Annotated in this window: 21 protein-coding genes and 1 other annotated feature; of the genes, 7 read left to right on the top strand and 14 right to left on the bottom strand. The window is 42.5% G+C overall.

Features of this window, described 5'->3' with window-relative positions; genetic code table 11:
* Nucleotides 1-4 precede the first annotated feature (4 nt).
* The 3 genes from trmB to dat are packed head-to-tail and all read right to left on the bottom strand — an operon-like array spanning nt 5 to nt 2,574.
* A complete protein-coding gene (gene trmB, locus QT716_RS09835) occupies nt 5-655 on the bottom strand; it encodes a tRNA (guanosine(46)-N7)-methyltransferase TrmB (RefSeq protein ID WP_317935872.1) in 651 nt (216 codons plus the stop codon).
* 39 nt (nt 656-694) lie between these two features.
* Nucleotides 695-1,690, bottom strand: coding sequence for an NERD domain-containing protein (locus QT716_RS09830; RefSeq protein WP_317935871.1), 996 nt, complete (start codon nt 1,688-1,690; stop codon nt 695-697).
* A 26-nt stretch (nt 1,691-1,716) separates the two neighbouring features.
* Nucleotides 1,717-2,574 (bottom strand): D-amino-acid transaminase, encoded by an 858-nt coding sequence (gene dat, locus QT716_RS09825; protein ID WP_317935869.1) that lies wholly within the window; start codon nt 2,572-2,574, stop codon nt 1,717-1,719.
* A gap of 356 nt (nt 2,575-2,930) precedes the next feature.
* Here dat and QT716_RS09820 point away from each other — a divergent pair, with 356 nt between their 5' ends.
* Complete coding sequence (locus QT716_RS09820) at nt 2,931-3,152, top strand: DeoR family transcriptional regulator (protein WP_317935868.1); 222 nt, start codon at nt 2,931-2,933, stop codon at nt 3,150-3,152.
* A gap of 55 nt (nt 3,153-3,207) precedes the next feature.
* Here the strand turns inward: QT716_RS09820 and QT716_RS09815 are convergent, their stop codons facing one another.
* A complete protein-coding gene (locus QT716_RS09815; protein WP_317935867.1) occupies nt 3,208-3,927 on the bottom strand; it encodes a pseudouridine synthase in 720 nt (239 codons plus the stop codon).
* Complete coding sequence (locus tag QT716_RS09810) at nt 3,928-5,547, bottom strand: putative polysaccharide biosynthesis protein (protein WP_317935866.1); 1,620 nt, start codon at nt 5,545-5,547, stop codon at nt 3,928-3,930.
* 219 nt (nt 5,548-5,766) lie between these two features.
* On the opposite strand from QT716_RS09810, the gene QT716_RS09805 reads away from it, so the two are divergent.
* Nucleotides 5,767-7,032 (top strand): BaiN/RdsA family NAD(P)/FAD-dependent oxidoreductase, encoded by a 1,266-nt coding sequence (locus QT716_RS09805; RefSeq protein ID WP_317935865.1) that lies wholly within the window; start codon nt 5,767-5,769, stop codon nt 7,030-7,032.
* A gap of 693 nt (nt 7,033-7,725) precedes the next feature.
* On the opposite strand, the gene leuS is transcribed toward QT716_RS09805, so the two are convergent.
* From leuS to QT716_RS09785, 4 genes are all read right to left on the bottom strand, one after another.
* Entirely contained in the window at nt 7,726-10,143 is a 2,418-nt protein-coding gene (leuS, locus tag QT716_RS09800; protein WP_317935864.1) for a leucine--tRNA ligase, read from the bottom strand.
* Between the two features lie 48 nt (nt 10,144-10,191).
* Nucleotides 10,192-10,407: a binding site (T-box leader), on the bottom strand.
* A gap of 57 nt (nt 10,408-10,464) precedes the next feature.
* A complete protein-coding gene (locus tag QT716_RS09795) occupies nt 10,465-11,112 on the bottom strand; it encodes a 3-oxoacid CoA-transferase subunit B (protein WP_317935863.1) in 648 nt (215 codons plus the stop codon).
* A gap of 18 nt (nt 11,113-11,130) precedes the next feature.
* Complete coding sequence (locus QT716_RS09790; RefSeq protein ID WP_317935862.1) at nt 11,131-11,817, bottom strand: CoA transferase subunit A; 687 nt, start codon at nt 11,815-11,817, stop codon at nt 11,131-11,133.
* A 104-nt stretch (nt 11,818-11,921) separates the two neighbouring features.
* Nucleotides 11,922-13,106, bottom strand: a complete 1,185-nt coding sequence (locus QT716_RS09785) for an MDR family MFS transporter (protein WP_317935861.1) — start codon at nt 13,104-13,106, stop codon at nt 11,922-11,924.
* A gap of 144 nt (nt 13,107-13,250) precedes the next feature.
* Here QT716_RS09785 and QT716_RS09780 point away from each other — a divergent pair, with 144 nt between their 5' ends.
* On the top strand, nt 13,251-14,210 hold the full coding sequence (locus tag QT716_RS09780) for a TIGR01212 family radical SAM protein (RefSeq protein ID WP_317935860.1): 960 nt from the start codon (nt 13,251-13,253) through the stop codon (nt 14,208-14,210).
* A 17-nt stretch (nt 14,211-14,227) separates the two neighbouring features.
* The gene (locus tag QT716_RS09775) at nt 14,228-14,794 is read left to right on the top strand and encodes a tRNA (mnm(5)s(2)U34)-methyltransferase (RefSeq protein WP_317935859.1); all 567 of its coding nucleotides are present in this window, start codon (nt 14,228-14,230) and stop codon (nt 14,792-14,794) included.
* 97 nt (nt 14,795-14,891) lie between these two features.
* On the opposite strand, the gene QT716_RS09770 is transcribed toward QT716_RS09775, so the two are convergent.
* Nucleotides 14,892-15,608, bottom strand: a complete 717-nt coding sequence (locus tag QT716_RS09770; protein WP_317935858.1) for an SDR family NAD(P)-dependent oxidoreductase — start codon at nt 15,606-15,608, stop codon at nt 14,892-14,894.
* 87 nt (nt 15,609-15,695) lie between these two features.
* Complete coding sequence (locus QT716_RS09765) at nt 15,696-16,280, bottom strand: 3D domain-containing protein (RefSeq protein WP_317935857.1); 585 nt, start codon at nt 16,278-16,280, stop codon at nt 15,696-15,698.
* 198 nt (nt 16,281-16,478) lie between these two features.
* Between QT716_RS09765 and QT716_RS09760 the strand changes: the two genes are divergently transcribed.
* The 3 genes from QT716_RS09760 to QT716_RS09750 all read left to right on the top strand — a co-directional run bounded on the left by QT716_RS09760 (nt 16,479) and on the right by QT716_RS09750 (nt 19,437).
* Nucleotides 16,479-17,138: a GntR family transcriptional regulator gene (locus QT716_RS09760; protein ID WP_317935856.1), complete on the top strand. Its 660-nt coding sequence runs from the start codon at nt 16,479-16,481 to the stop codon at nt 17,136-17,138.
* Nucleotides 17,139-17,296: 158 nt separating this feature from the next.
* The gene (locus QT716_RS09755; protein ID WP_398293056.1) at nt 17,297-17,629 is read left to right on the top strand and encodes an ArsR/SmtB family transcription factor; all 333 of its coding nucleotides are present in this window, start codon (nt 17,297-17,299) and stop codon (nt 17,627-17,629) included.
* 71 nt (nt 17,630-17,700) lie between these two features.
* A complete protein-coding gene (locus QT716_RS09750) occupies nt 17,701-19,437 on the top strand; it encodes a SulP family inorganic anion transporter (RefSeq protein ID WP_317935855.1) in 1,737 nt (578 codons plus the stop codon).
* 73 nt (nt 19,438-19,510) lie between these two features.
* Here the strand turns inward: QT716_RS09750 and brnQ are convergent, their stop codons facing one another.
* From brnQ to QT716_RS09735, 3 genes are all read right to left on the bottom strand, one after another.
* The gene (gene brnQ / locus QT716_RS09745; RefSeq protein WP_317935854.1) at nt 19,511-20,887 is read right to left on the bottom strand and encodes a branched-chain amino acid transport system II carrier protein; all 1,377 of its coding nucleotides are present in this window, start codon (nt 20,885-20,887) and stop codon (nt 19,511-19,513) included.
* 121 nt (nt 20,888-21,008) lie between these two features.
* Nucleotides 21,009-24,086 (bottom strand): SMC family ATPase, encoded by a 3,078-nt coding sequence (locus QT716_RS09740; RefSeq protein ID WP_317935853.1) that lies wholly within the window; start codon nt 24,084-24,086, stop codon nt 21,009-21,011.
* Complete coding sequence (locus QT716_RS09735; protein ID WP_317935852.1) at nt 24,083-25,243, bottom strand: exonuclease SbcCD subunit D; 1,161 nt, start codon at nt 25,241-25,243, stop codon at nt 24,083-24,085. Before QT716_RS09735 ends, QT716_RS09740 begins: the two co-directional genes overlap by 4 nt.
* Nucleotides 25,244-25,334: the final 91 nt, after the last annotated feature.

Here is a 25,334-nt window from a genome sequence, read left to right as displayed (position 1 = left end):
CGTATTACGCTTCGTTTAAATAGTTCGCCTCTAATCGATAAATCGGCTGCCCTTTTGCTGAAAACTTCTCTTCATATTCAGTCATGACATTTCCTTCAGGCATTTCTGCGTGCAGGTCAAGAGAGACATCCAATAACCGCATTCCATATTCGGACATCGAGACGAGTGAGTACTCAAACAATCCCCGGTTGTCTGTTTTGAAATGGATTTCTCCATCTTCCGGCATCACTTTTTTATATAAAGTTAAAAACTCTTCGTGCGTGAGTCTGCGCTTAGCATGCCGCGTTTTTGGCCAAGGATCGGAAAAGTTCAAATACACGCGTGATACTTCACCTTCTGAAAAAATTTCAGTTAAATCTTTACCATTTGCACGGATCAGCCTTAAGTTCATAGGGATATCTGAGTCTACTACTTTCTCAACTGCCGAAACGATAATGCTGTCAAAATGCTCAATGCCGATATAATTGATATCTGGATTTGCTAATGACATCCCAACAACAAATTGACCTTTCCCGGTCCCTACTTCCACATGGATGGGGTTGTCGTTTCTAAACACGCCTGCCCAGTTCCCTTTTTTGGTTTGCGGTTCTTTAACGACAATTCCTGCATGTTCGTCTAAATAATCTTTCGCCCATGGCTTATGACGTAATCTCATAATTCTTCCACTCCATCTTCAATGTTAGTTTACTTATTATTATGTTTCCAGGTTTTCGTCTTCGGGTTCAAACAGCCGGCTGGCTGCAGTGGTTTGGCAAACATCCAGAACAGTTTGAGCTGCTCTAAATTGCCTGGACTTCATCGGAATACTAGACTTCTTTCCTTTTTCTAACCATTCCGGATAATCTCTTCGATCGATTAACTGAACGTCTCGGGCTATCCCTGGAAAGTCTATATAACTTGTGTTTGATAACAGAACCTTTCGAATTGGAAAGTCGAGTTCAGCTGCGGAAAATAAGCTAGCAACGATTTTCCCCATTCTATTAAGTGCAATTGTCGGATTTAAAAATTTCGATTCTTCTTCACCAAACTTTTCGGTCCAAAAGCGATCGCCGCTTCCAACATATACAGAACCACTCTTACCTTTTAATACCGTGATGCAAATACATTCCACAGGCGTCATTAAAACAACTTCTAGTTCAATTGGTGCCTTTTTTATCTTTAACACTGGATAGTAAAATAACAAATAACTATCCGGCAACGTTTCCAACAGATCATGAAGAAACTTGTCCTTCATGAATTTCCCGTCCAGACGGGACCGTTCTGAAAGTGTGGAACTTGCCCATTTCAGCTGAAAGTGAAAAAGCTGATTTACATACAGCTTACGCAGCTGTTGAAGAGAACGCGGATCTTGAATAATATTCGGATTGAATTGTAACTCTTGTTCGACCCGAAGCTGCTCTTCGCTGGATATTTCTAACTGCTCCTGCTTTTTAAAAGGAAGAAATCGAGACAACGCAAAAAACCGTTTCTTCTCCTCTTCCATTTCAGAACCCTCCGGACGTTCTTGTGCCCCATCCTGCGGTTCTTCATCCGCGGCAATTTGCCAGCTTGCTAAGTCTACACCATTGTCCCATTGCCGTTTCATACGTTCCCATTGAGAACGTTTTAAACGTATGAACTGTGTAGTATAGCGGGATAAGTCATTTTCGTAACGCGAGACGTAATCGAGCATTTTGACAAGCTGTGCCATCTATCGATTCACCTGCGCTTTCTCGTTCAGTTGATTTCTTGTTCAAGCTGTTTGATCGTTTGTTCAAATACGCTTTGCAAACGCACGGTTAGACGACCTGGTTCCCCATTTCCAACTTCACGGCCATCAATTGAAATAATAGGCGTAATTTCGGAAGTAGTAGAAGTCAGGAATACTTCATCCATTTTGTATAATTCATCCAGAGTAAAAGTTTCTTCGATGACTCCGATGCTCTCTAATGCACAACTTTTCAAAACGACTCTTCTAGTAATTCCATTCAATATCAAATTAGTAGCGGGATGTGTATATAAAATTCCATCTTTCACACCGAAGATATTGGATGAAGAGCCTTCCGTCACGATACCATCACGAACAAATACTGCTTCCGCACAGCTTGCTTCAGCTGCCTCCTGCTTCGCCAACACATTTGCCAATAAATTCAAACTTTTAATATCACATCGCAACCATCGGATATCCTCAACTGTTTTGACTGCTACACCACTTTCCAGCTTTGTAAACGGGCGCAGGTTTTCGATTGCATATGCTGTAATCATAGGTTCAATTTGCTCACCAGGGAAATTGTGCATGCGCGGCGCTACACCTCGCGTTACTTGAATGTAAACATTCCCGTCCTGTATCTCATTTTCAGACGCTAACTTTTCAGCAATTTGGATGAACTCTTGAATAGAGTAAGGTAAATCAATCCGGATCTTTTTTGCACTTTGTAAAAATCGTGTAAAATGCTCTTCCGCTGTATAAAGTTTTCCGCCATACACTCGAATGACTTCATAGACGCCATCTCCAAAATAATATCCTCTATCATCAATTGAAACGTTCATGTTTTCTTTCTCAAGATATGTGCCATTATTAAAATAAGTTGTCATAGTAGTGCTCCCTTCGATTATCAGCTTATATTTTTCTATCTTTACATACAGTCTATGTATGCGCAATCGAATTGGCGAGTGATGAGAGTTCATCTATTCAATTCTCTCCATTTTCCCACGTTCTGCTTAGAAAATAAAGAACTATTGATTGCTGGGACTTTCGACTTGATTCCAAGCTTTTTCAGCTTACATTTCGTAAAAAATACGTTATACTAATATTGTCAGAACAAACAGTCTGACAAGTTTAGTTGTTAGAAAGGATGTGCGGAACAAAGGCGATTTCGATAGAGCTAACGTAAAATTCCACGTCTCAACCCAAGTCAATTGGAAATTGATGATGAAGGAGTGGTTCACAGTTGAATCCTGCTACAGACCGAATGCTGACCCGTATTAAGGATGTCTACTTGTACATCCATGGTAATGGTACTGTCACCACAGAGAATGTAGTCCAAGAATTTAGCATCACGGCGCGTACCGCACAACGGGATCTAAATGTCCTAGAGTATAATGACCTCATTACGAGTCCGGTTCGTGGCCAATGGACAACGACAGCAAGAAAAGTGAAATTGCCTTCGTAACGCAATCTTAAGGGCATCAAAACCCGAAAAAAAGGACTGAATCGCTTCTAGCAATTCAGCCTTTTTTTCTTGGATCCACATCGATTACCTCTTGTTCCGTTAATTCCCTGAAATGTCCGGGTGCTAGAGTTTCGTCTAACTTCAAAGTCCCCATAGACAGCCGTTTTAAAAACAGCACTCTTTTGTCTACAGCTTCGAACATTCGCTTCACTTGATGAAATTTACCTTCTGTAATCGTTAATTCAATTTCAGATTCTTCATCCGAATGTAAAATTTTTAAGATTCCGGGTTTCGTATGAAATCCATCTTCTAGCGTCACGCCTTCGGAAAATGCTGCTGTGTCCGCTTCGGTAACACGGCCCTCAATTTTTGCATAATAAGTTTTTGGAATGTCTTTCTTTGGTGACAACAATTCATGCGCTAATTTGCCGTCATTTGTTATGAGCAACAGCCCCTCGGTATCTTTGTCCAGACGTCCAACTGGAAATGGATTGAATCGCTGTTCGTTTTCAGACAACAAATCGATAACTGTTTGATCCCATTTGTCTTCTGTAGCAGAAAGGACGCCGGGTGGTTTGTTCATCATCAGATAAATGAATTCCTGATGGATAACCGGTTCGCCCAAAACATCCACAGAATCCGCATCTGTGTCAACATGAGCACCTGGATCTTTTTCAGGCGCCCCATTGACACGCACATTCCCTTTACGTATGAGTTGTTTAACATCTTTTCTTGTACCAAAACCGTTATTAGCCAGCAGTTTGTCGAGTCTCATTTATGATCTCCCCAACTTAAGTTTCTTTGAAAAACGTGTAATTTTATCACCTAATAACTTCTGTGCAAGACCGCTTCGGAATGACAAGAATCCGTAAACGAAGACACCTACTCCGCTGCATATTCCTAAGTAGAGAAATGCTTGTAATTTACCCTGCGGGATATGAATTGCATAAAGAGCGGTTCGAGTAAGCAATACTGCAGCGAGCATAATTGCATTGAAGAACACAATCAGTATCGCGCGGCGTATTACAACTTTCGATTGATAGTTCAATTCTTTTTTAATGATGAAAATGTTCACACCGACCGCAATACCATATCCGATAATCGTAGCCGCAATGGCACCATTCACTTCGAACATTTTGATAAGCGGGATATTCAGCATCATTTTAAACAGCAGACCGAGGAGTGATGTAAACACAATCCATTTGTGCTTATCGATTCCTTGCAGAATAGCCGCTGTTACGGTGTACATTCCAAACAGAATAGCTGCTGGTGCATAACTTCTGAGCACGTCAGCTCCAATATCACTCTGTTGATATAAGAATTGATACGTTACGCTTGATAAAGCCATAAGTCCGACTACCATCGGAATCGTCAGGAATAGCATGATTTGGTATGTTTGGTCAAGTGACCGCGTGATTCCCTTCTGATCTCCTTTTGCATAATAAGTTGTCATAACAGGGATCAGCGCCATGGAAAACCCAGTCGCCACCATTACAGGAATCATGACGATTTTGTGTGTCAAGAAGTTGAGCATCGCCAAGTAGGTATCCGTTACTTTAGCTAATCCAATTGAAGCCATAGCTCCATTAAAAGTAATCAAGTCTACAAATTGATAAAGCGGATTGATGACTCCAACTAATACAAATGGCAAAATATACGTAATGATTTCTTTATAAATCGATGAAACCGGAAGTTCGCCTGCCGGTGGACTGTTTGCAAGTAATCCATTCATCTCAGGTTTGTACTTTTTCCAGTAAAACCATAAAGTAACTAAACTAGCAAGTGCTCCAATAAAAGCTGCAAACACTGCAAATTTCACTGCGGTTTTTGGTGATCCGCCAAATACGTCCACGACAAGATAAGCACCGATCAGAACGACTGCAATTCGAACAATTTGTTCGATAAGTTGAGAAACTGATGTCGGTTCAAATTTTTGATACCCTTGTAAGAATCCGCGTATAACACTCATAATCGGAACAGCTAATAATGCGTAACTGACCCAGCGGATAACAGAAACGATGTCTTGCACAGTGAAGTCTTGCTCGTCATCTTTGATGACCATGTGCGCAATGGGTTCCGCCATGAAGTAAAGTGCTAAAAAGGACAGCACTCCCGTCAATGCCATAATGCCGACACTGGATCTCAATAATTTTCGTCCAGTAGCATAATCACCTAACGCATTATACTTGGAAACAAATTTAGAAATGGCAAGCGGTGCGCCGGAAATTGCAATCGACAGCGCGATATTATACGGAATGTATGCATATTGGTAGAGTCCCACATTCTTTTCTCCGACAATGCTGTAAAAAGGAATTACGTACAACAGGCCGAGTGCTTTCGATAAAAATAGGCCGATTGTTAAAATCGCTGTGCCTTTAACGAGATTAGATGCCATGAATTTATTCCTTCCTATCTTTCAGATACCACTATTTTCGAAACGAACCGTACTTCTAAAGACCATAAGTCTGCTGCCTTTTTAAACATACGATTTTTCACTAAAGGCTTCGACAGTTTTAGTCAAACTATTATACAGTTTACTCTGCAGGAACAGTTTACACAATGTTTTATCCCAATTAGTGTTGTATACTGTAGAAAAACTGAAAGTGTGATTGAAATGTACGATGTAATAGTTATTGGAGGCGGCCCTTCTGGACTAATGGCTTCGATTGCAGCCGCAGAATCTGGAAACCGCGTCTTGTTGCTTGATAAAGGGAAAAAACTTGGAAATAAGTTGGCTATTTCAGGTGGCGGAAGATGTAATGTGACGAATCGTCTATCTGTCGAAGAAATTGTAAAACACATTCCCGGCAACGGCCGTTTTCTATATGGACCGTTTTCGGTTTTTAATAACGAAGACATCATAGCTTTTTTCGAGGGTCTTGGCGTTGCCTTAAAAGAAGAAGATCACGGCCGCATGTTTCCTGTTTCAAACAAAGCGAAAGATGTAGTGAACGCGCTGTTAAGTGAAATGGCAAGACTTGGCGTTGAAATCAGGACGGAAACAAAAGTGAAAAAGTTGCTTATGAATGAAGACGAACTATTGGGTGTCCGGTTATTGGATGGTGAAGAAATACGTGCAAAATCTGTGGTAGTTGCAGTTGGCGGAAAAGCGGTTCCTCACACAGGCAGTACGGGTGATGGCTACCCCTGGGCGGAACAAGCAGGACATACTGTGACGACATTGTATCCGACAGAAGTTCCTTTACTCTCGAACGAAAAATTCATTGTCGCAAAAGAACTGCAAGGTCTCGCACTTCGTGACGCAGCAGTATCTGTATTGAATACGAAAGGTAAAACTTTGGTGACACATCAGATGGACATGCTTTTCACCCACTTCGGATTGAGCGGTCCCGCGATTTTGCGATGCAGCCAATATGTGGTGAAGGAACGGATGAAGAATGGAAATCAGCCCGTTATTATTAAAATCGATGTCATGCCGGATTTGAACGAAGAACAAGTATTCCAGCAGCTGACTGCAACATTGAAAGAGGATCCGAAAAAAGCATTGAAGAATGCGTTGAAAGGAATTGCGCCCGAACGCTGGCTCTTATTTTTGTTTGAATACGCGGATATGGATGCAAATGAACCTGCAAATACGTTTTCTTCTGAGAAGATTCGAAAACTGTCTGCTTTACTGAAAAATTTCCAGATGAAAGTGAACGGCACGCAGCCCATCGAAAAAGCGTTTGTTACAGGCGGCGGTGTATCGGTGAAAGAAATTGAACCTAAGACGATGGCATCGCGTAAAAAAGCAGGCTTGTATTTCTGTGGAGAAATCTTAGACATCCATGGTTATACGGGTGGCTATAATATTACTTCTGCGCTTGTTACTGGCAGACTTGCTGGTAAGAATGCAAGTTTGCGGGCTAGTGAAAAATGATAGGATAACTGATAGGCTAAACCGTTTCCATTCGTGAAACGGTTTGGCTTTTTTTGTGTTTGAGGAAGTGGGCGGGTTCTTGTGCGAAACGGGCGGGTTCCCGTGCGTAACGGGCGGGTCGGCCGCAGGAACGGGCGGGTTTCTGTGCGTAACGGGCGGGTCGGCCGCGGAAACGGGCGGGTTTCTGTGCGTAACGGGTGGGTTGGCCGCGGAAACGGGCGGGTTTCTGTGCGTATCGGGCGGGTTGGCCGCAGGAACGGGCGGGTTTCTGTGCGTAACGGGCGGGTCGACCGCAGGAACGGGCGGGTCGGCCGCGGAAACGGGCGAGTTTCTGCGCGTAACGGGCGGGTCGGCCGCGGAAACGAGCGGGTTTCTGCGCGTAACGGGCGGGTCGGCCGCGGGATCGGGCGGGTTTCTGTGCGTAACGGGCGGGTCGACCATCTTTTTCAACAAATCCGCAATTGCTTGAGCACATTGCCTATCCTCTTGAGCGAAACTGCACCAACTTGAGCACATTCACTCATCTCTTGAGCGAAACTGCACCAACTTGATCACATTCACTCATCTCTTGAGCGAAACCGCACCAACTTGAGCACTTTCCCTGCCAATTAAAAGCATCATTACCCACCATACAAATTTCCACCAACAAAAAAGCACGGAAGAGAGAATCCCCCCTCTTCCGTGCTTCACCGATTATCCAACTGCGACAATATTAACCAAGCGTCCTGGGATTGCGATAACTTTCTTCAACTCTTTGCCATCGATCCATTTTTGAACGTCTTCATTCGCAAGAGCAACTTTTTCCAACTCTTCTTTCGTAATGTCTTTATCGACTTCCAGCTTAGCACGGACTTTGCCGTTGATCTGAACAGCAATTTCCACTGTATCATCCACTAATTTGTCCGCATCATATGTTGGCCAAGTAACATATGTGATAGACCCTTCATGACCCAGCTTCTCCCAAAGCTCTTCAGCCAAGTGAGGAGTGATTGGAGACATAAGCAGCACAAAGCCTTCTGCAAATTCAGTAGGAACGCGATCTGCTTTATAGCATTCATTGATGAAGACCATAAGCTGCGAAATCGCCGTGTTATTGTGCATGCTTTCGAAGTCTTCCGTAACCTTTTTCACTGTCTGGTTGTATACTTTGTCGAGTGTTCCGTCTGATTCTCCGCCGATTTTACTGCTAAGTGTATCGTCTTCATTGACGAACAAGCGCCAAATACGATCGAGGAATTTACGTGAACCATCTAAACCATTAGTAGACCATTCTTTAGAAGCTTCCAGCGGCCCCATGAACATTTCATAAATACGCAATGTATCTGCACCATGAGAGTGAACGATATCATCCGGGTTAATAACGTTGCCTAGAGATTTCGACATTTTTACGTTACCTTCACCAAGAATCATTCCTTGGTTGAATAACTTCTGGAATGGCTCTTTCGTCTTCACAACACCGATATCGTACAGCACTTTGTGCCAGAAACGTGCATATAGCAAGTGGAGAACCGCGTGCTCTGCGCCGCCAACATAGATATCTACCGGCAGCCAGCGTTCCGCTAATTCAGGATCAATCAGCATGTCATCGTTTTTCGGATCGATATAGCGCAAGTAATACCAGCAGCTGCCTGCCCATTGCGGCATTGTATTTGTTTCTCGACGGCCTTTCATGCCCGTCTTCGGATCGACTACATTGACCCACTCTGTAATGTTCGCTAGTGGAGATTCACCAGTTCCGCTTGGACGGATATCGCCTGTAACAGGAAGTTCCAGCGGCAATTCCGATTCGTCAACCGCAGTCATTGTGCCATCTTCCCAGTGGATAATTGGAATCGGCTCGCCCCAATAACGCTGACGGGAGAACAGCCAATCGCGTAAACGATACGTGATTTTCTTCTCACCTTTTCCTTCTTCAACAAACCATGCAATCGACTTTTCAATCGCTTCGTCTTTCCCCAGGCCATCTAGGAAACCTGAGTTCACATGCGTGCCTTCGCCTGTATACGCTTCATTCTCGATATTTCCGCCTGCGACGACTTCAGTAATGGTCAATCCGAATTCTTTTGCAAACTCATAATCCCGCTCATCGTGAGCTGGAACTGCCATGATTGCGCCTGTTCCGTAAGAAACGAGGACATAGTCTGCAATCCAGATCGGCATTTTCTCTCCACTAGCAGGGTTCACTGCATACGCCCCAGTAAATACACCTGTTTTCTCCTTCGCAAGATCTGTACGCTCAAGATCGCTCTTCAGCTTCACTTTATCCAAATACGCAGCAACCGCGTCTTTCTGCTCTGGCGTCGTGATTTTATCGACCAATTTGTGTTCAGGTGCTAGGACGGCATATGTCGCGCCGAAAATTGTATCCGGACGTGTTGTAAAGACATCAAATGATTGCTCACTGCCTTCAACAGCAAACGTCAATTGAGCACCTTCAGAACGGCCGATCCAGTTACGCTGCATATCTTTCAAGCTCTCCGGCCAGTCGAGGTCATCCAAATCTTCAAGCAAGCGATCTGCATATTCCGTAATACGAAGCACCCATTGGCGCATCGGACGACGTTCTACAGGATGTCCGCCGCGCTCTGATTTCCCATCGATCACTTCTTCGTTCGCAAGTACTGTACCAAGTGCTGGACACCAGTTCACAGCCACTTCGTCCATATATGCAAGTCCACGCTTATACAGTTGTATGAAAATCCACTGTGTCCACTTGTAGTACTTCGGATCTGTCGTATTCACTTCACGATCCCAGTCGTACGAGAATCCTAGTTCATCCATTTGACGTTTGAACGTCGCAATGTTTTTCGCTGTAAATTCAGCAGGGTCATTCCCTGTATCGAGCGCATATTGCTCAGCTGGAAGACCGAACGCATCCCACCCCATTGGGTGCAATACATTGTAGCCTTGCTTTCGCTTGAATTGACTTAAGATATCCGTTGCAATATAACCAAGCGGGTGGCCGACGTGAAGTCCAGCTCCTGAAGGATATGGGAACATATCTAAAGCATAAAACTTCGGTTTTGAAGGGTCGTCCGTCATTTTATATGTTTCGTTTTCTTTCCAAAAGTCACGCCATTTTTGTTCGATTTGTAAATGATTGTAGCTCATAATCCAGTTCCTCCTATTCAAATATAAAAAACTCCCGTCCCCACGAATATAAGGGACGAGAGTGAAGACAGGTTCCCGCGGTACCACCCAAATTGACAGCAATTGCTGCCCAACTTGACTCCTTAACGCGGAACTAAACGGCACGGTTCAACTTTACGTGCAGACTCAGAAGTGAGTTCAACAGATTTCCTTGCTGACTTGCACCATCCGTCAGCTCTCTAAAAAGGAATTCATCCGACTACTACTCTTCTTCAACGTCACCATATTGACCTTCATTTTACTGGAAGGATGCATTTCTGACAAGCTTTTCATGAACTTGACTTATTGTTTTACATCAATCGTCAAGTCGGCTCCCGTTGCATCGACAATATCTTCAACAGTATACCCTTCAAATACCTCTTTTAACACGAGGCCATCAGGCGTCACTTCTATCAATCCGCGTTCAGTAATGATTTTATCGACCACTTGCTTCCCTGTTAACGGCAAGTCACATTGTTTCTTAATTTTAGGTTCCCCTTTTTTCGATACATGGTCCATGATGACGATAATCTTCTTAGCGCCGTGAACGAGATCCATTGCACCGCCCATACCTTTTATCACCTTACCTGGAATCATCCAGTTTGCGAGATCCCCTTTTTCAGACACTTCCATACCTCCGAGAATTGCAACATCGATATGACCGCCGCGAATCATGGCAAACGATTCAGCACTGCTAAAGTATGCAGCGCCTGTGCTCGCTGTTACCGTTTCTTTTCCTGCATTAATAAGATCTGGATCTACTTCGTCCTCTGCAGGATATGGACCGATCCCAAGTAATCCGTTTTCCGACTGCAGCACAACCGTCTTATCGGGGGATATGTAGTTCGCTACGAGTGTCGGCATTCCAATCCCGAGATTTACGTAATCTCCATCTGCTATTTCCTGTTCAGCTCTTCGTGCTATTAACTCTCTTGAATTCGCTGTTGTCATGTGTGTTCGTCCCCTTCCTTATCGAGTTGTCAGACGTTCAATCCGTTTTTCCTGCTCAGCTTGCAATAATCCTTGTACGTAAATGCTCGGCGTATGGATGAAGGCAGGGTCAAGCTGTCCAACTTCCACAATTTCTTCGACTTCTGCAATTGTGACATTACCCGCAGTCGCCATCATCGGATTAAAGTTCATCGCCGTTTTGTTATAGATTAAATTCCCAAATGTATCCGCTTTCACAGCACGCACGAGTGAAAAGTCAGCAGTTAATGATTCTTCCAAAACATACTCTTTGCCATTAAATTCACGAATCTCTTTTCCTTCTGCGATTTCCGTACCTACACCAGCTGGCGTAAAGAATGCCGGAATACCTGCGCCGCCTGCTCTAATTTTTTCAGCGAGCGTTCCTTGAGGCGTTAACTCTACTTCAAGTTCTCCTGATAGTGCTTGGCGTTCAAATTCTTTGTTTTCTCCTACGTAGGAGGCAATCATTTTCTTAATCTGCTTTTCTTTTAATAGAAGACCAAGTCCCCATTCATCGATTCCACAGTTATTTGAAATAATCGTTAAGTCTTTTACCCCTTTTTCAACGAGAGCTAAAATAAGCTGCTCAGGAATTCCTACCAGACCAAATCCACCAACCATTAACGTCATACCATCCTGGATCGGTTCCACGGCTTCTCTTGCTGATTTATAAATCGTTTTCATCTGACGAACCTCCTGTACAAATGCAATTTTATTTCGCATACCTCTCTTTATTTAATCAGACCATTTCGTATTTTGCAATTAAACAAAAGAAAATCCGAAAAGCCTCAACGACTTTTCGGTTCATATCCTGTTCTTTTCAATGGCACATCATAAAAAAGCGTCGGGATTACAGCTAAACTCATTAAACCTGTTAACACCCATAATGCAATTTGCACACCATAGATGTCAGCAAGCACACCGCCAGCTATCGGTCCGATCATTTTACCTACTGTTGCAGAAGAGTTGACAATTCCTTGGTAAAATCCTTCTTTTCCACGTGGTGCGAGCTGATCGGCAAGCGTGGGAAATGCTGGCCATGAGATCATTTCACCAAATGTTAATATAATCATAGCAACGATGAAAACATTGAACGTATTCGCAAAACTTACCACAAAGAACGAGATGAGCATAATACCAAGACCAACTAAAATTTGCAGTTTCACTTTGTTCTCCAAACGTTTAACTAATGGTTTAATGAGCGGTTGTCCAATTACGATAAGCAATCCATTAATCGTCCAAATGAAGCTATATTGCGTCAATGTCACACCAACAGAAGTTGCATGAGTTGAAATCGTTGTTGCCCATTGAGAGTAGACTAGCCATGTCAACAAGTACCCGATCATGACAATCAACAGCGCAATAAAAGGTGCTTTTTTCTTAATGCCCGTATTTTCTTTCAAAATTGACGTATGTACTTCCGGTGCAATACTCATCTTTTTGTAAAAGAAGAATGCAATAAATAAAAACAGCACATAAAAAGCTAGATTCGCTGTAAAGATGTAATCAATGTTGACCGCAGCTAAAAATCCAGCAAGCGCAGGACCAATCGCAACTCCAACATTTTGCGCTAAGTAAATCGAGTTGAATGATCGTCGTCCCCCTTCGGGCCAAATTGTTCCTACCATCGCATAGAAAGCTGGGAAGATAATCCCACCACTAAATCCGAGTACCGTCAGTAACACGACGTATGGCCCCCAGGAATGATCAATAACTAGCCAGACTAACGCTCCAATTGAAATTAGTGTCCCGGCCATAATCGACTTATAGCCGCCAATTTTGTCAAATAAAAAACCGCCAAGTAGATTACCAACGACGCCTGCTCCCGCATTCGCCATCAATACTAACCCCGCGACTGACAATGACTTCCCTAAATAATCGTGCATATAGATTGTATTCAACGGCCACAAAAACGAGTTGCCGATTACATTCACAAACATTCCAATAATCAAAAGCCAAACTTTTTTAGGCAAAGAAATTTCGCCTCCTATCTTTCAAGCTCAGTATGATTTTATGCTTATCTTTACTAATTGACAAGACGAAAAATGATGTTCAATTATTCAGATGATGATTGTCTGCAAAAAGATGGTACACTATCACTTTAAGGAGTGGTTTTAATGGAAGAAAACAACTATCCGTTTCCGTCTGACGGGACACGCTATCATACATGGTCTCGTCATTTAAAAGACCGATTCGGTTTTAAAGTATTTAAAGTGGCACTGGATGCAGGATTCGACTGCCCGAATCGGGATGGCACTGTCGCGTTCGGCGGCTGTACGTTTTGCAGTGCAGCTGGATCTGGCGACTTCGCCGGAGATCGTGTAGATCCGATAGAAGTGCAGTTTGCTGAGATTAGGGACCGTATGCATAAGAAGTGGAAAAGCGGCAAGTACATGGCGTATTTCCAGGCCTATACCAATACTCATGCACCGCTTGAGAAATTAAAAGAGAAATTCGAAGCTGCGTTAGCACAAGAAGGCGTTGTTGCCTTATCCATTGCAACCCGTCCCGATTGTCTTCCTGATGATGTGGTCGAATATTTGGCAGAGCTGAACGAACGTACGTATTTGTGGGTTGAACTTGGCTTACAAACCGTTCACGAAAAAACAGCGAAACTCGTCAACCGTGCACATGACTTTGAACTTTATAAAGAAGGCGTTCAAAAACTGCGCAACCATAATATTAACGTTTGTACCCACATCATTAACGGATTGCCTGGTGAAGATTTGGAAATGATGAAAGAAACAGCGAGTGAAGTTGCAAAACTCGATGTACAGGGAATTAAAATTCACTTGCTTCATTTATTAAGAGGAACACCAATGGTGAAACAGTATGAAAAAGGCTTGCTCGAATTTCTGGACCAGGAAACATATGTAAACTTGGTCGTCGATCAGCTTGAAATGCTGCCTCCTGAAATGATTGTGCATCGAATCACTGGTGACGGTCCAATCGATTTGCTTATCGGGCCGATGTGGAGTGTTACGAAGTGGGATGTATTAAACGATATTTCCCGTGAACTGGAACGCAGGGACAGCTGGCAAGGCAAGCACTACAAGAAAGCGGTCGCTCCACTTTGAAGGGCGGCGGCTTCCGGTTGAGGCGCATTTTGCCTCATTCCAAACAGCTGCTGACAGAAATGATTTCAGAAGGAGACATTGTAGTGGATGCCACAATGGGCAACGGCAATGATACTTTTTTCCTCGCGCAGGCTGTAGGTTCTTCTGGAAAAGTATATGCATTCGATATTCAACAACAAGCACTCGATGCCACAAAGGAACGGCTAGGCAAACTATACAGCCGAACTGAATTGATACTGGATAGTCATGCGCGTATCAAACAGTATGTCCCAGATGGAATTTCAGCAGCTGTTTTCAACCTAGGCTTCTTGCCTAACCAAAATGATCATGCCGTCATCACGAAACCAGATACTACGGTGCAAGCGCTAAAGGCAGCACTTCAGTTGCTAAAACCTGGCGGTGTAATAACGGTTGCAGTATATGATGGACATCCAGGTGGACCAGAGGAACGGGACGCAGTCTTGGAGTTCGTGCAGCAGCTGAATGCCAAGTTATTTCAGGTTGTGCGCTATGAAGTCGTCAATCAGCAAAACCATCCGCCATTTTTGCTGATTATAGAGAAAACGAACCGACGTGCGCGATAAGATTGTACAATAAAGAAAGGCCCGCTAATTCTCATGGAATTGGCGGGCCTTTTATGAGGGTAGTAAAATAATTATTTAGCTACATGCTTCATATAACTCAACTGAGGCGACACAGTACTTCTGTAGTCGTCAACTCTTCATGAGCGATCCACTCCAGCAAAAGTCGCGCTGTTTCTTCGGCGCTTCGGAGTTTACCTTGTTCTTTATACTCGATGAACCGATCAAGCATCGGGAATCCGCCTATATCACTAGAACGAATTGTCTCTTGCATCCCTGTGTCAATAATTCCAGGTGCAATTGATACAATCCCCACTGGATACGCGGCCCGGTTTTGTTCTAGTCGCACCACTTCTGAAAAACGGTCAAGACCTGCTTTGGTTGTACAATAGATGCCCCAGCCTTCAGTGGCATTTCGTCCAGCACCTGAAGAAATATTAACGATTTGTTTCTTCACGTCAACTTCGCTCAATACATCTATGAATTCATTCGCCAATTCGATAGGGGCTGTTAAGTTGAGTTCAATCGCTTTTTGAAGTGCATCCGCAGCAAGTTCCCCAACTTTCCCAACAGGTTCTACCGTTCCTGCATTATTAATGAGAGTAAACGACGTCGCTTTCCCTAGATAGGGTTCAAGGAGCCGTCCAATCACACCTTTGCGGGTGTTGCGGTTTGTTAAATCTATTTCCTCGAATGAGTCATACCCATTCGGATTGCTGCGAGCCATTCCAATTACCATCGATCCTCTATCTTGAAGCTGGGAATATAATGCACTTCCTATCCCTTTAGACGCTCCAGTTACAATAATAACTTCCATATATATCCCCCCTGTATGATTAATAGTGTACCATTAAGGGTAAAAAAAAGACCAACCAGGCGAATGGTTGGTCTGAATTGTATTCGATTAGTTCAATACCTTAACGCGGACACTCTTACGTCCCCATTTGATAGCAGCGCTATGTGATGCCATGAATACATCGATGCGGTTTCCTTTAATAGCTCCGCCAATGTCTCCTGCAACTGCATAGCCATATCCATCAACATATACTTTTGAACCTAATGGAATAACTTTAGGATCTACTGCAATTACTTTTAAACCAGGATTCTTTTTCAAGTTAAGTCCTGTTTTTGTAATTCCAGAACATCCTTTACAAGAAGCTGTGTAAGCTGAAGCATTTGCCATGAATTCCTTTGTCACAATTTCGTTGTCAGAACGTGAAGGTTTTTTCGCTGGCGCTTTAGCTGGTTTTTTCGCAGCTGTTGTTGAACCCGTGCTTACTACTTTAAGTGTTTGGTTCGGATAGATTACTGTTGAAGACATTCCGTTCCATTTCATAATGTTATTCACAGATACATTGTGTATTCTAGATATTTTGTATAGTGTATCGCCTTTTTTCACTTTGTGAGTTGATGCTGCTGCTGAACTTTCATTTGCTCCACTGATCATAAGTGCCGTAGCCAAGACGAATGTAAAAATAAGTTTCTTCAAAAGCTCCGCTCCCTTGTTTTTAAGTCTGTGTATAGGTTAACAGCCTATTATTACAGAAAGATTACAGTTAACCTCCATTCCCGTTACAAAAAAAGAGTAATTATTACGGCAGTCAGAAACATTCATGTTAAGTGGTTCACTCTAGCTGTAAAGTAATGTATAGTAGACATAGAAAGTCAAATCAGGACGGTGAACGTAATGCCAATACCTCAAAATCATACAAAACCAGCACGTCAAACCGCAAAAGAAAGCGCATTCAATCAGCTTCAGCAATGGATTATTGACGGTACTTTAAAACCCGGAGAAAAGTTAATCGACAATGAGCTCGCACAAGCACTTGGTGTAAGCCGGACTCCAATACGCGAATCACTTCAATTACTTGAAGTTCAAGGATTTGTTAAAATGTATCCAGGTAAAGCAACACAAGTTACCGATGTGGAAAAGGATTCTATTAATGAGTTGCTGCCTCCTTTAGCAGCGTTACAAGCCTTGGCTGCTGAACTAGCTGCACCATCGATTTCCGACCACATAATAGAAGAACTAACCACCATTAACCAAGAATTTGCAGATGCGGTTAGGAACGAAGACTATTTTACAGCGTTAAAGATTGACGAATCATTTCACCAAGTTATTGTCGACGCGGCAGCCAACTCTTATATTTCTTCTATCACTGCTTCCTTGCAGGCTCATGTTAGACGGTTGTTCTTCCATAATTCCATCATTTTGACAGAGCAGTCTATTGAAGAACACGATAAGATTATCGACATGTTGAAAAATAATTATGCCGATCAAGCTTCTTCCCTTATGCGGGGCAATTGGTTACGTGCTATCAATGAATTCCAATCACTAAAGAAATAAGATTCGACTTCCCTCAAATTACTGAGGAAAGTCGTTTTTTCATGTCCCGCCTTCTCGGACTCTCTCGCTCTATTGCCATTTTACCTGCATTAAGCTATACTTCATTTACACATATTCAAACATTTGAATATGTATATACATAAGGAGGATTGTTTATTATGGCAACCATGCAACAATTTAAAGCGGATTTCTTTAAAGCGCTTGCTCATCCATTGCGCATTCAAATTCTAGAAGTGCTATCAACTGGTGAGAAAAGTGTAAGTGAACTGCAAGACTCCATGAACAGTGAAGGATCCGCGGTCTCGCAGCAACTCAGTATTTTACGTGCTAAAAACATTGTTATTGGCAGAAAACAAGGGAAAAGTGTTATTTATTCCTTAAAAGATCCATCCATTATTCGTTTGTTAGATGCAGCACGTGAGATTTTCAATAACCATTTAATTGATACAGTATCGATGCTGGAAGAAATGGAAGAGGATAAATCCTTCTAAGTATCCTTAAAACTTTGATTGATTCCTAACACAGGTTAATGTTTTTCATTATAAAAAAGAGAAGGGATAAAATGGGTCGATTGTTCACGGGAAGGTTTAAAAATTATTCATTACAAAAGCTTCAAAAAGATACGTTGTCAGGAGTCATTGTTGGCGTCATCGCGATTCCTTTAGCAATGGCATTTGCAATCGCTTCTGGGGTGAAACCGGAATACGGCATTTACACTGCATGTATCTCAGGAATTTTAATTTCACTATTTGGAGGATCCAAGTACCAAATTGGCGGACCTACTGGCGCATTTGTTCCGATTTTGTTCGGAATTGTCATCACGTATGGCTATACAGATTTACTGCTCGCGGGTTTTATGGCTGGAATTATGCTTGTTCTCATGGGTGTCTTCAAAATTGGCGCTTTTATAAAGTTCATTCCACGACCGGTAACAATTGGATTTACTGCAGGAATCGCAGTCCTGATTTTTACTGGACAAATAGAAAACTTTTTCGGATTATCCGGTATGAACCAACATGAAAAATTCATCGATAACATGTACGAAGTCTTAATCCATTTCGATACACTGAATGTTTACAGCATTCTACTGGCAGTTCTCAGCCTTATCATCATTCTTCTAACTCCCAAAATGTTTCCTAAAGTTCCTGGTTCACTTGTTGCATTAGTTGTCACTACGATAGCTGCTTCCCTCTTCTTATCTGGCTCTATTGATACGATTGGTTCAACGTTTGGAACTATCCCAAGCGAGCTCCCCCATTTCGAATTTCCGGATATTACGCTAGAACGTATTGAACGACTGCTCGTCCCTGCATTTGTTATCGCAGCGCTGGGCGGCATTGAGTCCTTACTATCTGCAGTCGTGGCTGACGGTATGACAAATACAAAACATAACAGTAACCGCGAACTGGTCGGTCAAGGAATCGCTAATATTATCACACCCTTATTTGGCGGAATACCTGCCACTGGTGCAATTGCGAGAACAGCAACGAACATAAAGTCCGGTGCAACCTCACCTATATCAGGTATTATCCACGGCATTTTCGTGCTGCTGACCATCGTTCTTCTTGCCCCATATGCTTCAAAAATCCCGCTTGCTAGTATTGCCCCCGTTCTTATGCTTGTTGCTTGGAATATGAGCGAACGCCGGCAATTTGCAAGTGTCATTAAGATGAAAAATGGCGACTCTTTAGTTCTAGCAGTCACTTTCTTGCTCACTATTTTCGCTAGTATTACCATCGCGGTTGTCGTAGGACTGATTCTAGCAGTTTTTCTTTTTGCAAAAAGGATGAGTAATTTATTGGTCGTCTCAAAAGTACTTCCTGATCATTCTTTGAAAAATGAACATGTAGCAGCAGATAGTGTCCATGCGCTTCATGATTGTCCTCAAATCAGTATGTACACGATTGAGGGTCCGTTGTTCTTTGGCGCCGCACAAGTCTTCGAGGAGCGTATTATGGATTCACTTCACTATCATTCGAAAGTTCTTATTTTACGTATGGGGGAAGTGCCTTTCATGGATGCAACAGGTGAAGCTAATTTGCGCTCAATCGTCACTCATTTTCAAAAGTCAGGCGGTGTGATTCTTGTTACAGGTCTATCTGACTCGTTGACTCAAACGTTAGAGCAATCTGGACTTTATGCACAAATCGGGAAAGATTCATTTTTTGACCATACAGGAGAAGCGATTACCCGAGCTATAAAGCTAATTGACCATAAGAAGTGTGTAGGATGCTCTCATTTCGCTTTTCACGAATGCACTAGTCTTTCTTCCACAGGTGCACTATCTAAGTTAGATTAAATTTCAAAAATAATTATATACAAAAACAGCGTGTCTTCTCATCACTGAGGAAGACACGCTGTTTTTTCAACTACTATTCTTTTTCTGCAGTGAGCGATTGCTGTGAACCCATACCAGTGACTCTCGCAATTACACCGAATACTACGATGACAACCACCGTTGGTAACAGCCAGCCGAGACCACTATCATATAATGGAAGGAACTTGCTGTAGAAAGCAGTAAGAGGTTCAATGAGTTTCCCTAACTTTCCACCCGGTAATGTATCAGCCAAAGCAGCTAATCCATCCACTATACTGATCAGCATTGCGACAACAGTCACTGCAACGTAAACAATCCGTGCATGACCAAATAATGGAGAAACGAATGTTAACAGCATAAGTGTGATTGCTAATGGATACAAGAATAATAGTACGGGTACCGAATACGTAATGATATTATTCAAACCAATATTAGAAACGATGAAACAGAAAACTGTGAATGTACTTACTATCACTTTATAGGATAGTGCTGGAATAAGCGTATGGAAGTACTCGCCGCATGCTGTCATGAGACCGATACTCGTTGTTAAGCAGGCGAGCAAGATAACGACTCCAAGAAGCACTAAGCCCGCTTGTCCAAAGTAATTGGTTGCAACAGAAGTTAGGACTGCTCCGCCTGAGTCCAACATTCCTAGAGACTCCACACTACTTGCTCCAAGGTAAGCAATTCCTACATAAAGAATTCCTAAAAATCCAGCAGCAACAATTCCTGTTTTAAACGTAGCCGCCACAATTCCCTTTTTAGACTGCACACCCATTGAACGCACAATCGAAATGACGATAATGCCGAACACAAGAGAAGCAAGAGCATCCATTGTATTGTAGCCTTCAGTAAACCCTTTTCCAAATGCTCCTGAAAGGTAACTGCTAGATGGAGCTTGGAAGGACCCCATTGGTGAAAATAATGCTACAGCCAAGAGAGCGAGCATCAAAACAATAATTGCAGGAGATAAGAATTTACCTACTCTATCTGCAATCTTTTGAGGATTCAATGATAACCAGATTGTGATTCCAAAAAATATCGCTGTAAATATAAATCTCGGAATTAACGGGTCAGCTCCATTTAAGAATGGAACAATGCCGATATCAAATGCAACTGCACCTGTTCTAGGCGCTGCAAAAAATGGTCCAATTGTTAAATAGAGCATAGAAGTGAAAAGAATTGCATAGACGGGATGAATTCTACTAGCCAGTTCTTGTAAATTGGCACTTCCCGAAAAGCCGATTGCTAATATCCCGAGAAACGGCAGACCTACACCCGTGATTAAGAATCCGATGACGGATGGCCAAAAGTTCGTACCTGCTTCTTGACCTAATTGAGCTGGAAAGATAAGATTTCCTGCTCCAAAAAACAAAGCGAATAACATTGTTCCAATAACGACTAATGATGACAATGGTAATTTTTTATCCATATACGAGTACCTCCTAAGATGACTGGTGAATATATGCGATATATTGCAGACACTCATCATAAACCGCGACTTACAAAAAAGCAAGCTGCTTTTACATTCTGAAGGCGGTAATATATGGTCATCAGTGTATTTCGATACGTGTATAACTGTGTCCTTCCTTCGTTTTCTCAACACGTAAAACAGCCGGGAACGCTTCCTTCAATTCTGCTACGTGAGAAATAACTCCAATCATCCGTCCTGCTTTTTGTAAACTGACAAGTGTATCAATCGCTTTTTGTAACGATTCTTCGTCCAAAGATCCGAAGCCTTCATCGATAAACATCGTTTCGACTGAGATGGAACCTTGGAAACTTTGTATCACATCTGCCATTCCGAGTGCCAAACTGAGCGAGGCATTAAATTTCTCTCCGCCTGATAGTGTTTTCACATCTCGGTTTTGTCCTGTGTATTCGTCATATACATCGATTCCCAATCCACTTTGACGACCTCTGCTCTCTTGTCTTTCACTGCGTAATAATTGAAATTGACCATTTGATAATTCCCCTAGCCGTCCATTTGCCGCGTGTAAAATACGCTCTAAATATTCTGTTTGTAAATAGCGTTCAAACGAGAGCTTGCGTTCGTTATTCCCACGAACTAAATCATGTAATTCGGTTAACCGCGCGCAGGTCTTCTCAAGGTTCCCTTGAGTACCCATTATTTCATCTAATTGCCTGTGAAGTTCCCCAGCTGCCTTTTCTAATTCCGCAGTGGCATGAAATACAGTCAGTTCTTGTTCATAAGCTTGTTTGTAGTGTTCGGTTTGCTTTCGGAGCGTTTCTAAATCCGCTCTCTCTTTTCCTTCTACATGCTCCTGTAACTGTTCAATCGCTTGTGTAGTTGTTTGAACCGAGATATCGTAATCATTTATTTTCTTTGTCAGAGCACTTCGCTGTTCAGCCAGCAATTTACTATCCTGATAGTCCGACTCATTTTCAAAATTTGATATTGAAAGAGCCTCTTTGAATTGTTCTAAAGACTTTTGTTGCTTAGCAGCCGCTTCTTCAGCATTTTTTGTTGCGTAGTCCACAGCAGTTTTTGCATTTGAAACAGCTTCTTTTGCTTCTTGTCGCTTGTAAGTTACGTGTTCCCAAGCACGTTCAAGTAAAAGTTTAGTTGCTTCTACTTTGGATATTTCATTTTGTAACGTTTGAAGCATACGGAACTCTTCAGGAACTGTTTTAAGTGATTCTTCAAGAACTGCCGTTACTTGTTTCAATTCTGCTTGAACTGCATAGATCGACTTCTCTTGGTCTGCTATCTTTTGCCGCTGCACAAGCAATTGTTCGTTCATAGCATTATACTGCTGTTTGAAAGTAATTGAGCGCTCCCGGCTACTTTTCATTTGCCGCTGTTTTTGCTCTAATTCCTGAACAATAGCTTGAGAGTCGACTACAGCTTCCACTTTAAATTCTTGTCCTAACTTCTGTTCCAATCGATGTACTTCTGCGCGTTCGTTCGTTAGCTGCACTTCCGCATCCTTATACACTTCATAAGCCAGTGCGGCGGTTTGTTTATCAGCTTCAAGCTGCTCTTTCGTAATTGGTGCAGTATGCATGACTGTTTTTACAAGCGGATGGTGCGCACTTCCACAAACAGGACATGGCGCTCCTTCCTCCAATGTCTCTGCGAGAACGGACGCCTGATTAGCTAACCATTGGGATTCAGTATCGTTCGCTTGTTTTCGCGTTATCTCCATCGTTTTCAACTTTTGCTCCACCTCAAGTGAGAGCTGCTGAATTGTTTGCGTCAGATGACTGAGTCTAGTGAGTAGATCCGTTTGGCTGCGTGCTTCAGATAATTCTTCTAAAACTTCCTCGTATCCTTCACTCTCGATTTCAAGTGCTTCTGTTTGCTCTTTTAACTGTTGAACGTTCTGGTCTAGTTGTCCTTCCGACTCTCTCATCTTTTGAAGTTCACGAATCCTGTTCTTGCACGTACCCTCCAGCGCGTGAATTTTTATTTCTTTTTCATCAATTTGTTTTACATTTGGCAAGTAATTTTTAAGTGTAATCAGCCGATTAGCATTTTGCTCACGCATTGGTTGTTTTTGCAGTTCCTCATTAAATAGCACTTCAATTTTATCTGCTTCTTCTTTCGCAAGTTCAAACTTTTCATTAGCTGCCTGCAGTTCCTTTTTACGATTTCCAGCTTCACTTTCCATTTCAATGGCGCGGTTTTCGCTCGACTCCAGTTGAACTGCCTGTTCGGACTTTTTCAACTTCAAGCGATCTTCATTTAATTCAGCTGCTCGGGTTTTCAATCCTGTTAACGCACGCCTTTTCACTTCTAATTCTTCAAAGTACTTATTAATTGATTCACCATGGAAATATAATTGCTGCGCCTTTTCATGATTTGCATACGCAGTACGGTAACGCGCATCGCTTTCTTTTGAAACTGTACTGTAATGGTTCTTCTCTTGAGCCAACCCTTCCATTAATCGACTTGGATGTATGGAATCCGAACGCAATTCTTCAAAAAGAATAGATTCCCTCTCTGGTAAACTTGCAGGTACTTGACGGTAAATTTGCTGCATCGCCTGACGCGAAGATGTTAGCTCACTTGCTGCATGATCTTTTCTTCTTTTCAAAACATCTGCCATCTCACGATAATTTTCGGTCTTGAAGATTTTCCGTAGAATCGTTTCTTTATTCTCTGTATCAGACGTTAAAAACTTCCTGAACTCTCCTTGGGGCAGCATCACGATTTGGCTGAATTGAGCTAATGTAAAACCGATAAGTTCTTCAATTTTCTTATTTACTTCTGAAACCATTTGCCGATCTACTGCGGGCACTTCTCCTTCAGCAGTCATTTCAAAAAACTCAATTCGTCCGCTTGTTTCACTTTTATTCCCCTTTTTTGTATAAGGAACTTGCCGAAACACACGGAATATACGATTTTGTATGACGAATTCCAGCTCCACTGAAGTTTGGAGTTCTGACAATGCAAAGTCGCTTCTAAGTGCTCGGATATCCGTTCTGTCCTCTCCGCTGGCCTGACCATATAGTGCAAAACATATTGCATCAAAAATAGTCGTTTTACCTGCCCCTGTAGCTCCCGATACTGCGAATAATCCGTATTCTTTTAACTTTGTAAAGTCGATTGTTTCCGTACTTCGATAGGGTCCAAAAGCAGTCATAGTCAACTTTGTCGGTCTCATTGGAATTCCTCCTTTCCAGTTAATAATTCTTGCAATACATCTCTCACAATTGTCTCCGTTTCTTCATCGGGCGGCATGCCGGTGACTTCTTCATAAAAGGATTTAAATAGTGCTTGGTCGTCTAATCGTTCAATCGTCGAAACTTTAGAGACAGTTTGTTCAGGCAGTTTTCGATTTATAACGCGCTCAACATGCATCGCATTGGGATACACAGAACGAACTTTTTCCATTGGAAAAAGTACAGGTGCTTCATCCAATAATTTTACAAAAACATAATCTTCATTCGGCTCATTTTTCAATAAATCTTCCATAAACGCGGTAACTGTTCGAATATCTCTTTTTTGAACCAGTGGTCTTTTTTCAATCGTTGTTTTTCCAGCTCCATCTAGATTAATAACTAAAAACCCTTTTTGATGATGTTCTTCCGAAATCGAATATTTCATAGGAGACCCTGAATATCGGACTTGTTCTGTACCTGTGAAATGAGCCTGATGCAAGTGACCAAGCGCAGTATAATGAAAGTTTTTAAACAAGTCAGCTGCGACGTATTCTGCACCGCCTATGGCAAGCGGCCGCTCAGAATCACTGGTATTCTCTTCTGCTTCGCCCATTGCAGTGACAAAAGCGTGGGCAATGGCAACTTGACGCGTTGTTGTCTGGAACTCGCCATATGAGCTAATGATTGATTGCATAGCACGATGGTGACTGTCGATGCTTTCATCTTGAGTTAAATTACGTACTACTGAAGGATCAGCAAATGGAATCAGATGAAATTGTACGGGTCCGAATTCATCTGTGAGTTCAACAGTAGTCCCTTCCCCTTTTTCAGTAGGTTTACCAATCAAATGCAGACCGTTTGCTTGCATGAGACGGCTGCCAAACTGCAAACGTGCAGGACTGTCGTGATTGCCAGCAATCGCAAGGACTGGTGTATGGTTATCAACTGTTATCTTCCACAATACTTCATCCAATAAGCTTACTGCTTCCGCAGGCGGAACTGAGCGATCATAAAGGTCTCCCGCAATGATGACAACATCCGGCTGTTCTTTTTTCACTGCTTCTATGAACTGTTCCAAAACGTAACGTTGTTCTTCTATGAGAGACACACCTTGGAGTACTTTCCCCAGGTGCCAATCCGCTGTATGAAAAATCTTCATCGTTTAACGCCTCATTTCTTAGCACTCTACTTTCTAGTCTACCGGAAATTTCATCTTTGCTCCAACGCAAACAGGACACCTCAAATGAGAT

The organism is Sporosarcina aquimarina (assembly GCF_033253705.1).
GTDB classification, from domain to species: domain Bacteria; phylum Bacillota; class Bacilli; order Bacillales_A; family Planococcaceae; genus Sporosarcina; species Sporosarcina aquimarina.
Note: the sequence above shows the minus strand (reverse complement) of the source record. Positions and strands in the feature narration are given on the sequence as shown.

Coding starts and splice junctions, on each gene's coding strand:
- QT716_RS09810 (WP_317935866.1), bottom strand. CDS start 5,547: ATGGCATCTAATCTCGTTAAAGGCACAGCGATTTTAACAATCGGCCTA.
- QT716_RS09780 (WP_317935860.1), top strand. CDS start 13,251: ATGGAAGAAAACAACTATCCGTTTCCGTCTGACGGGACACGCTATCAT.
- QT716_RS09760 (WP_317935856.1), top strand. CDS start 16,479: ATGCCAATACCTCAAAATCATACAAAACCAGCACGTCAAACCGCAAAA.
- QT716_RS09735 (WP_317935852.1), bottom strand. CDS start 25,243: ATGAAGATTTTTCATACAGCGGATTGGCACCTGGGGAAAGTACTCCAA.
- QT716_RS09770 (WP_317935858.1), bottom strand. CDS start 15,608: ATGGAAGTTATTATTGTAACTGGAGCGTCTAAAGGGATAGGAAGTGCA.
- QT716_RS09755 (WP_398293056.1), top strand. CDS start 17,297: ATGGCAACCATGCAACAATTTAAAGCGGATTTCTTTAAAGCGCTTGCT.
- brnQ (WP_317935854.1), bottom strand. CDS start 20,887: ATGGATAAAAAATTACCATTGTCATCATTAGTCGTTATTGGAACAATG.
- QT716_RS09790 (WP_317935862.1), bottom strand. CDS start 11,817: ATGAAAACGATTTATAAATCAGCAAGAGAAGCCGTGGAACCGATCCAG.
- QT716_RS09740 (WP_317935853.1), bottom strand. CDS start 24,086: ATGAGACCGACAAAGTTGACTATGACTGCTTTTGGACCCTATCGAAGT.
- QT716_RS09750 (WP_317935855.1), top strand. CDS start 17,701: ATGGGTCGATTGTTCACGGGAAGGTTTAAAAATTATTCATTACAAAAG.
- dat (WP_317935869.1), bottom strand. CDS start 2,574: ATGACAACTTATTTTAATAATGGCACATATCTTGAGAAAGAAAACATG.
- QT716_RS09815 (WP_317935867.1), bottom strand. CDS start 3,927: ATGAGACTCGACAAACTGCTGGCTAATAACGGTTTTGGTACAAGAAAA.
- QT716_RS09805 (WP_317935865.1), top strand. CDS start 5,767: ATGTACGATGTAATAGTTATTGGAGGCGGCCCTTCTGGACTAATGGCT.
- trmB (WP_317935872.1), bottom strand. CDS start 655: ATGAGATTACGTCATAAGCCATGGGCGAAAGATTATTTAGACGAACAT.
- QT716_RS09795 (WP_317935863.1), bottom strand. CDS start 11,112: ATGACAACAGCGAATTCAAGAGAGTTAATAGCACGAAGAGCTGAACAG.
- leuS (WP_317935864.1), bottom strand. CDS start 10,143: ATGAGCTACAATCATTTACAAATCGAACAAAAATGGCGTGACTTTTGG.
- QT716_RS09830 (WP_317935871.1), bottom strand. CDS start 1,690: ATGGCACAGCTTGTCAAAATGCTCGATTACGTCTCGCGTTACGAAAAT.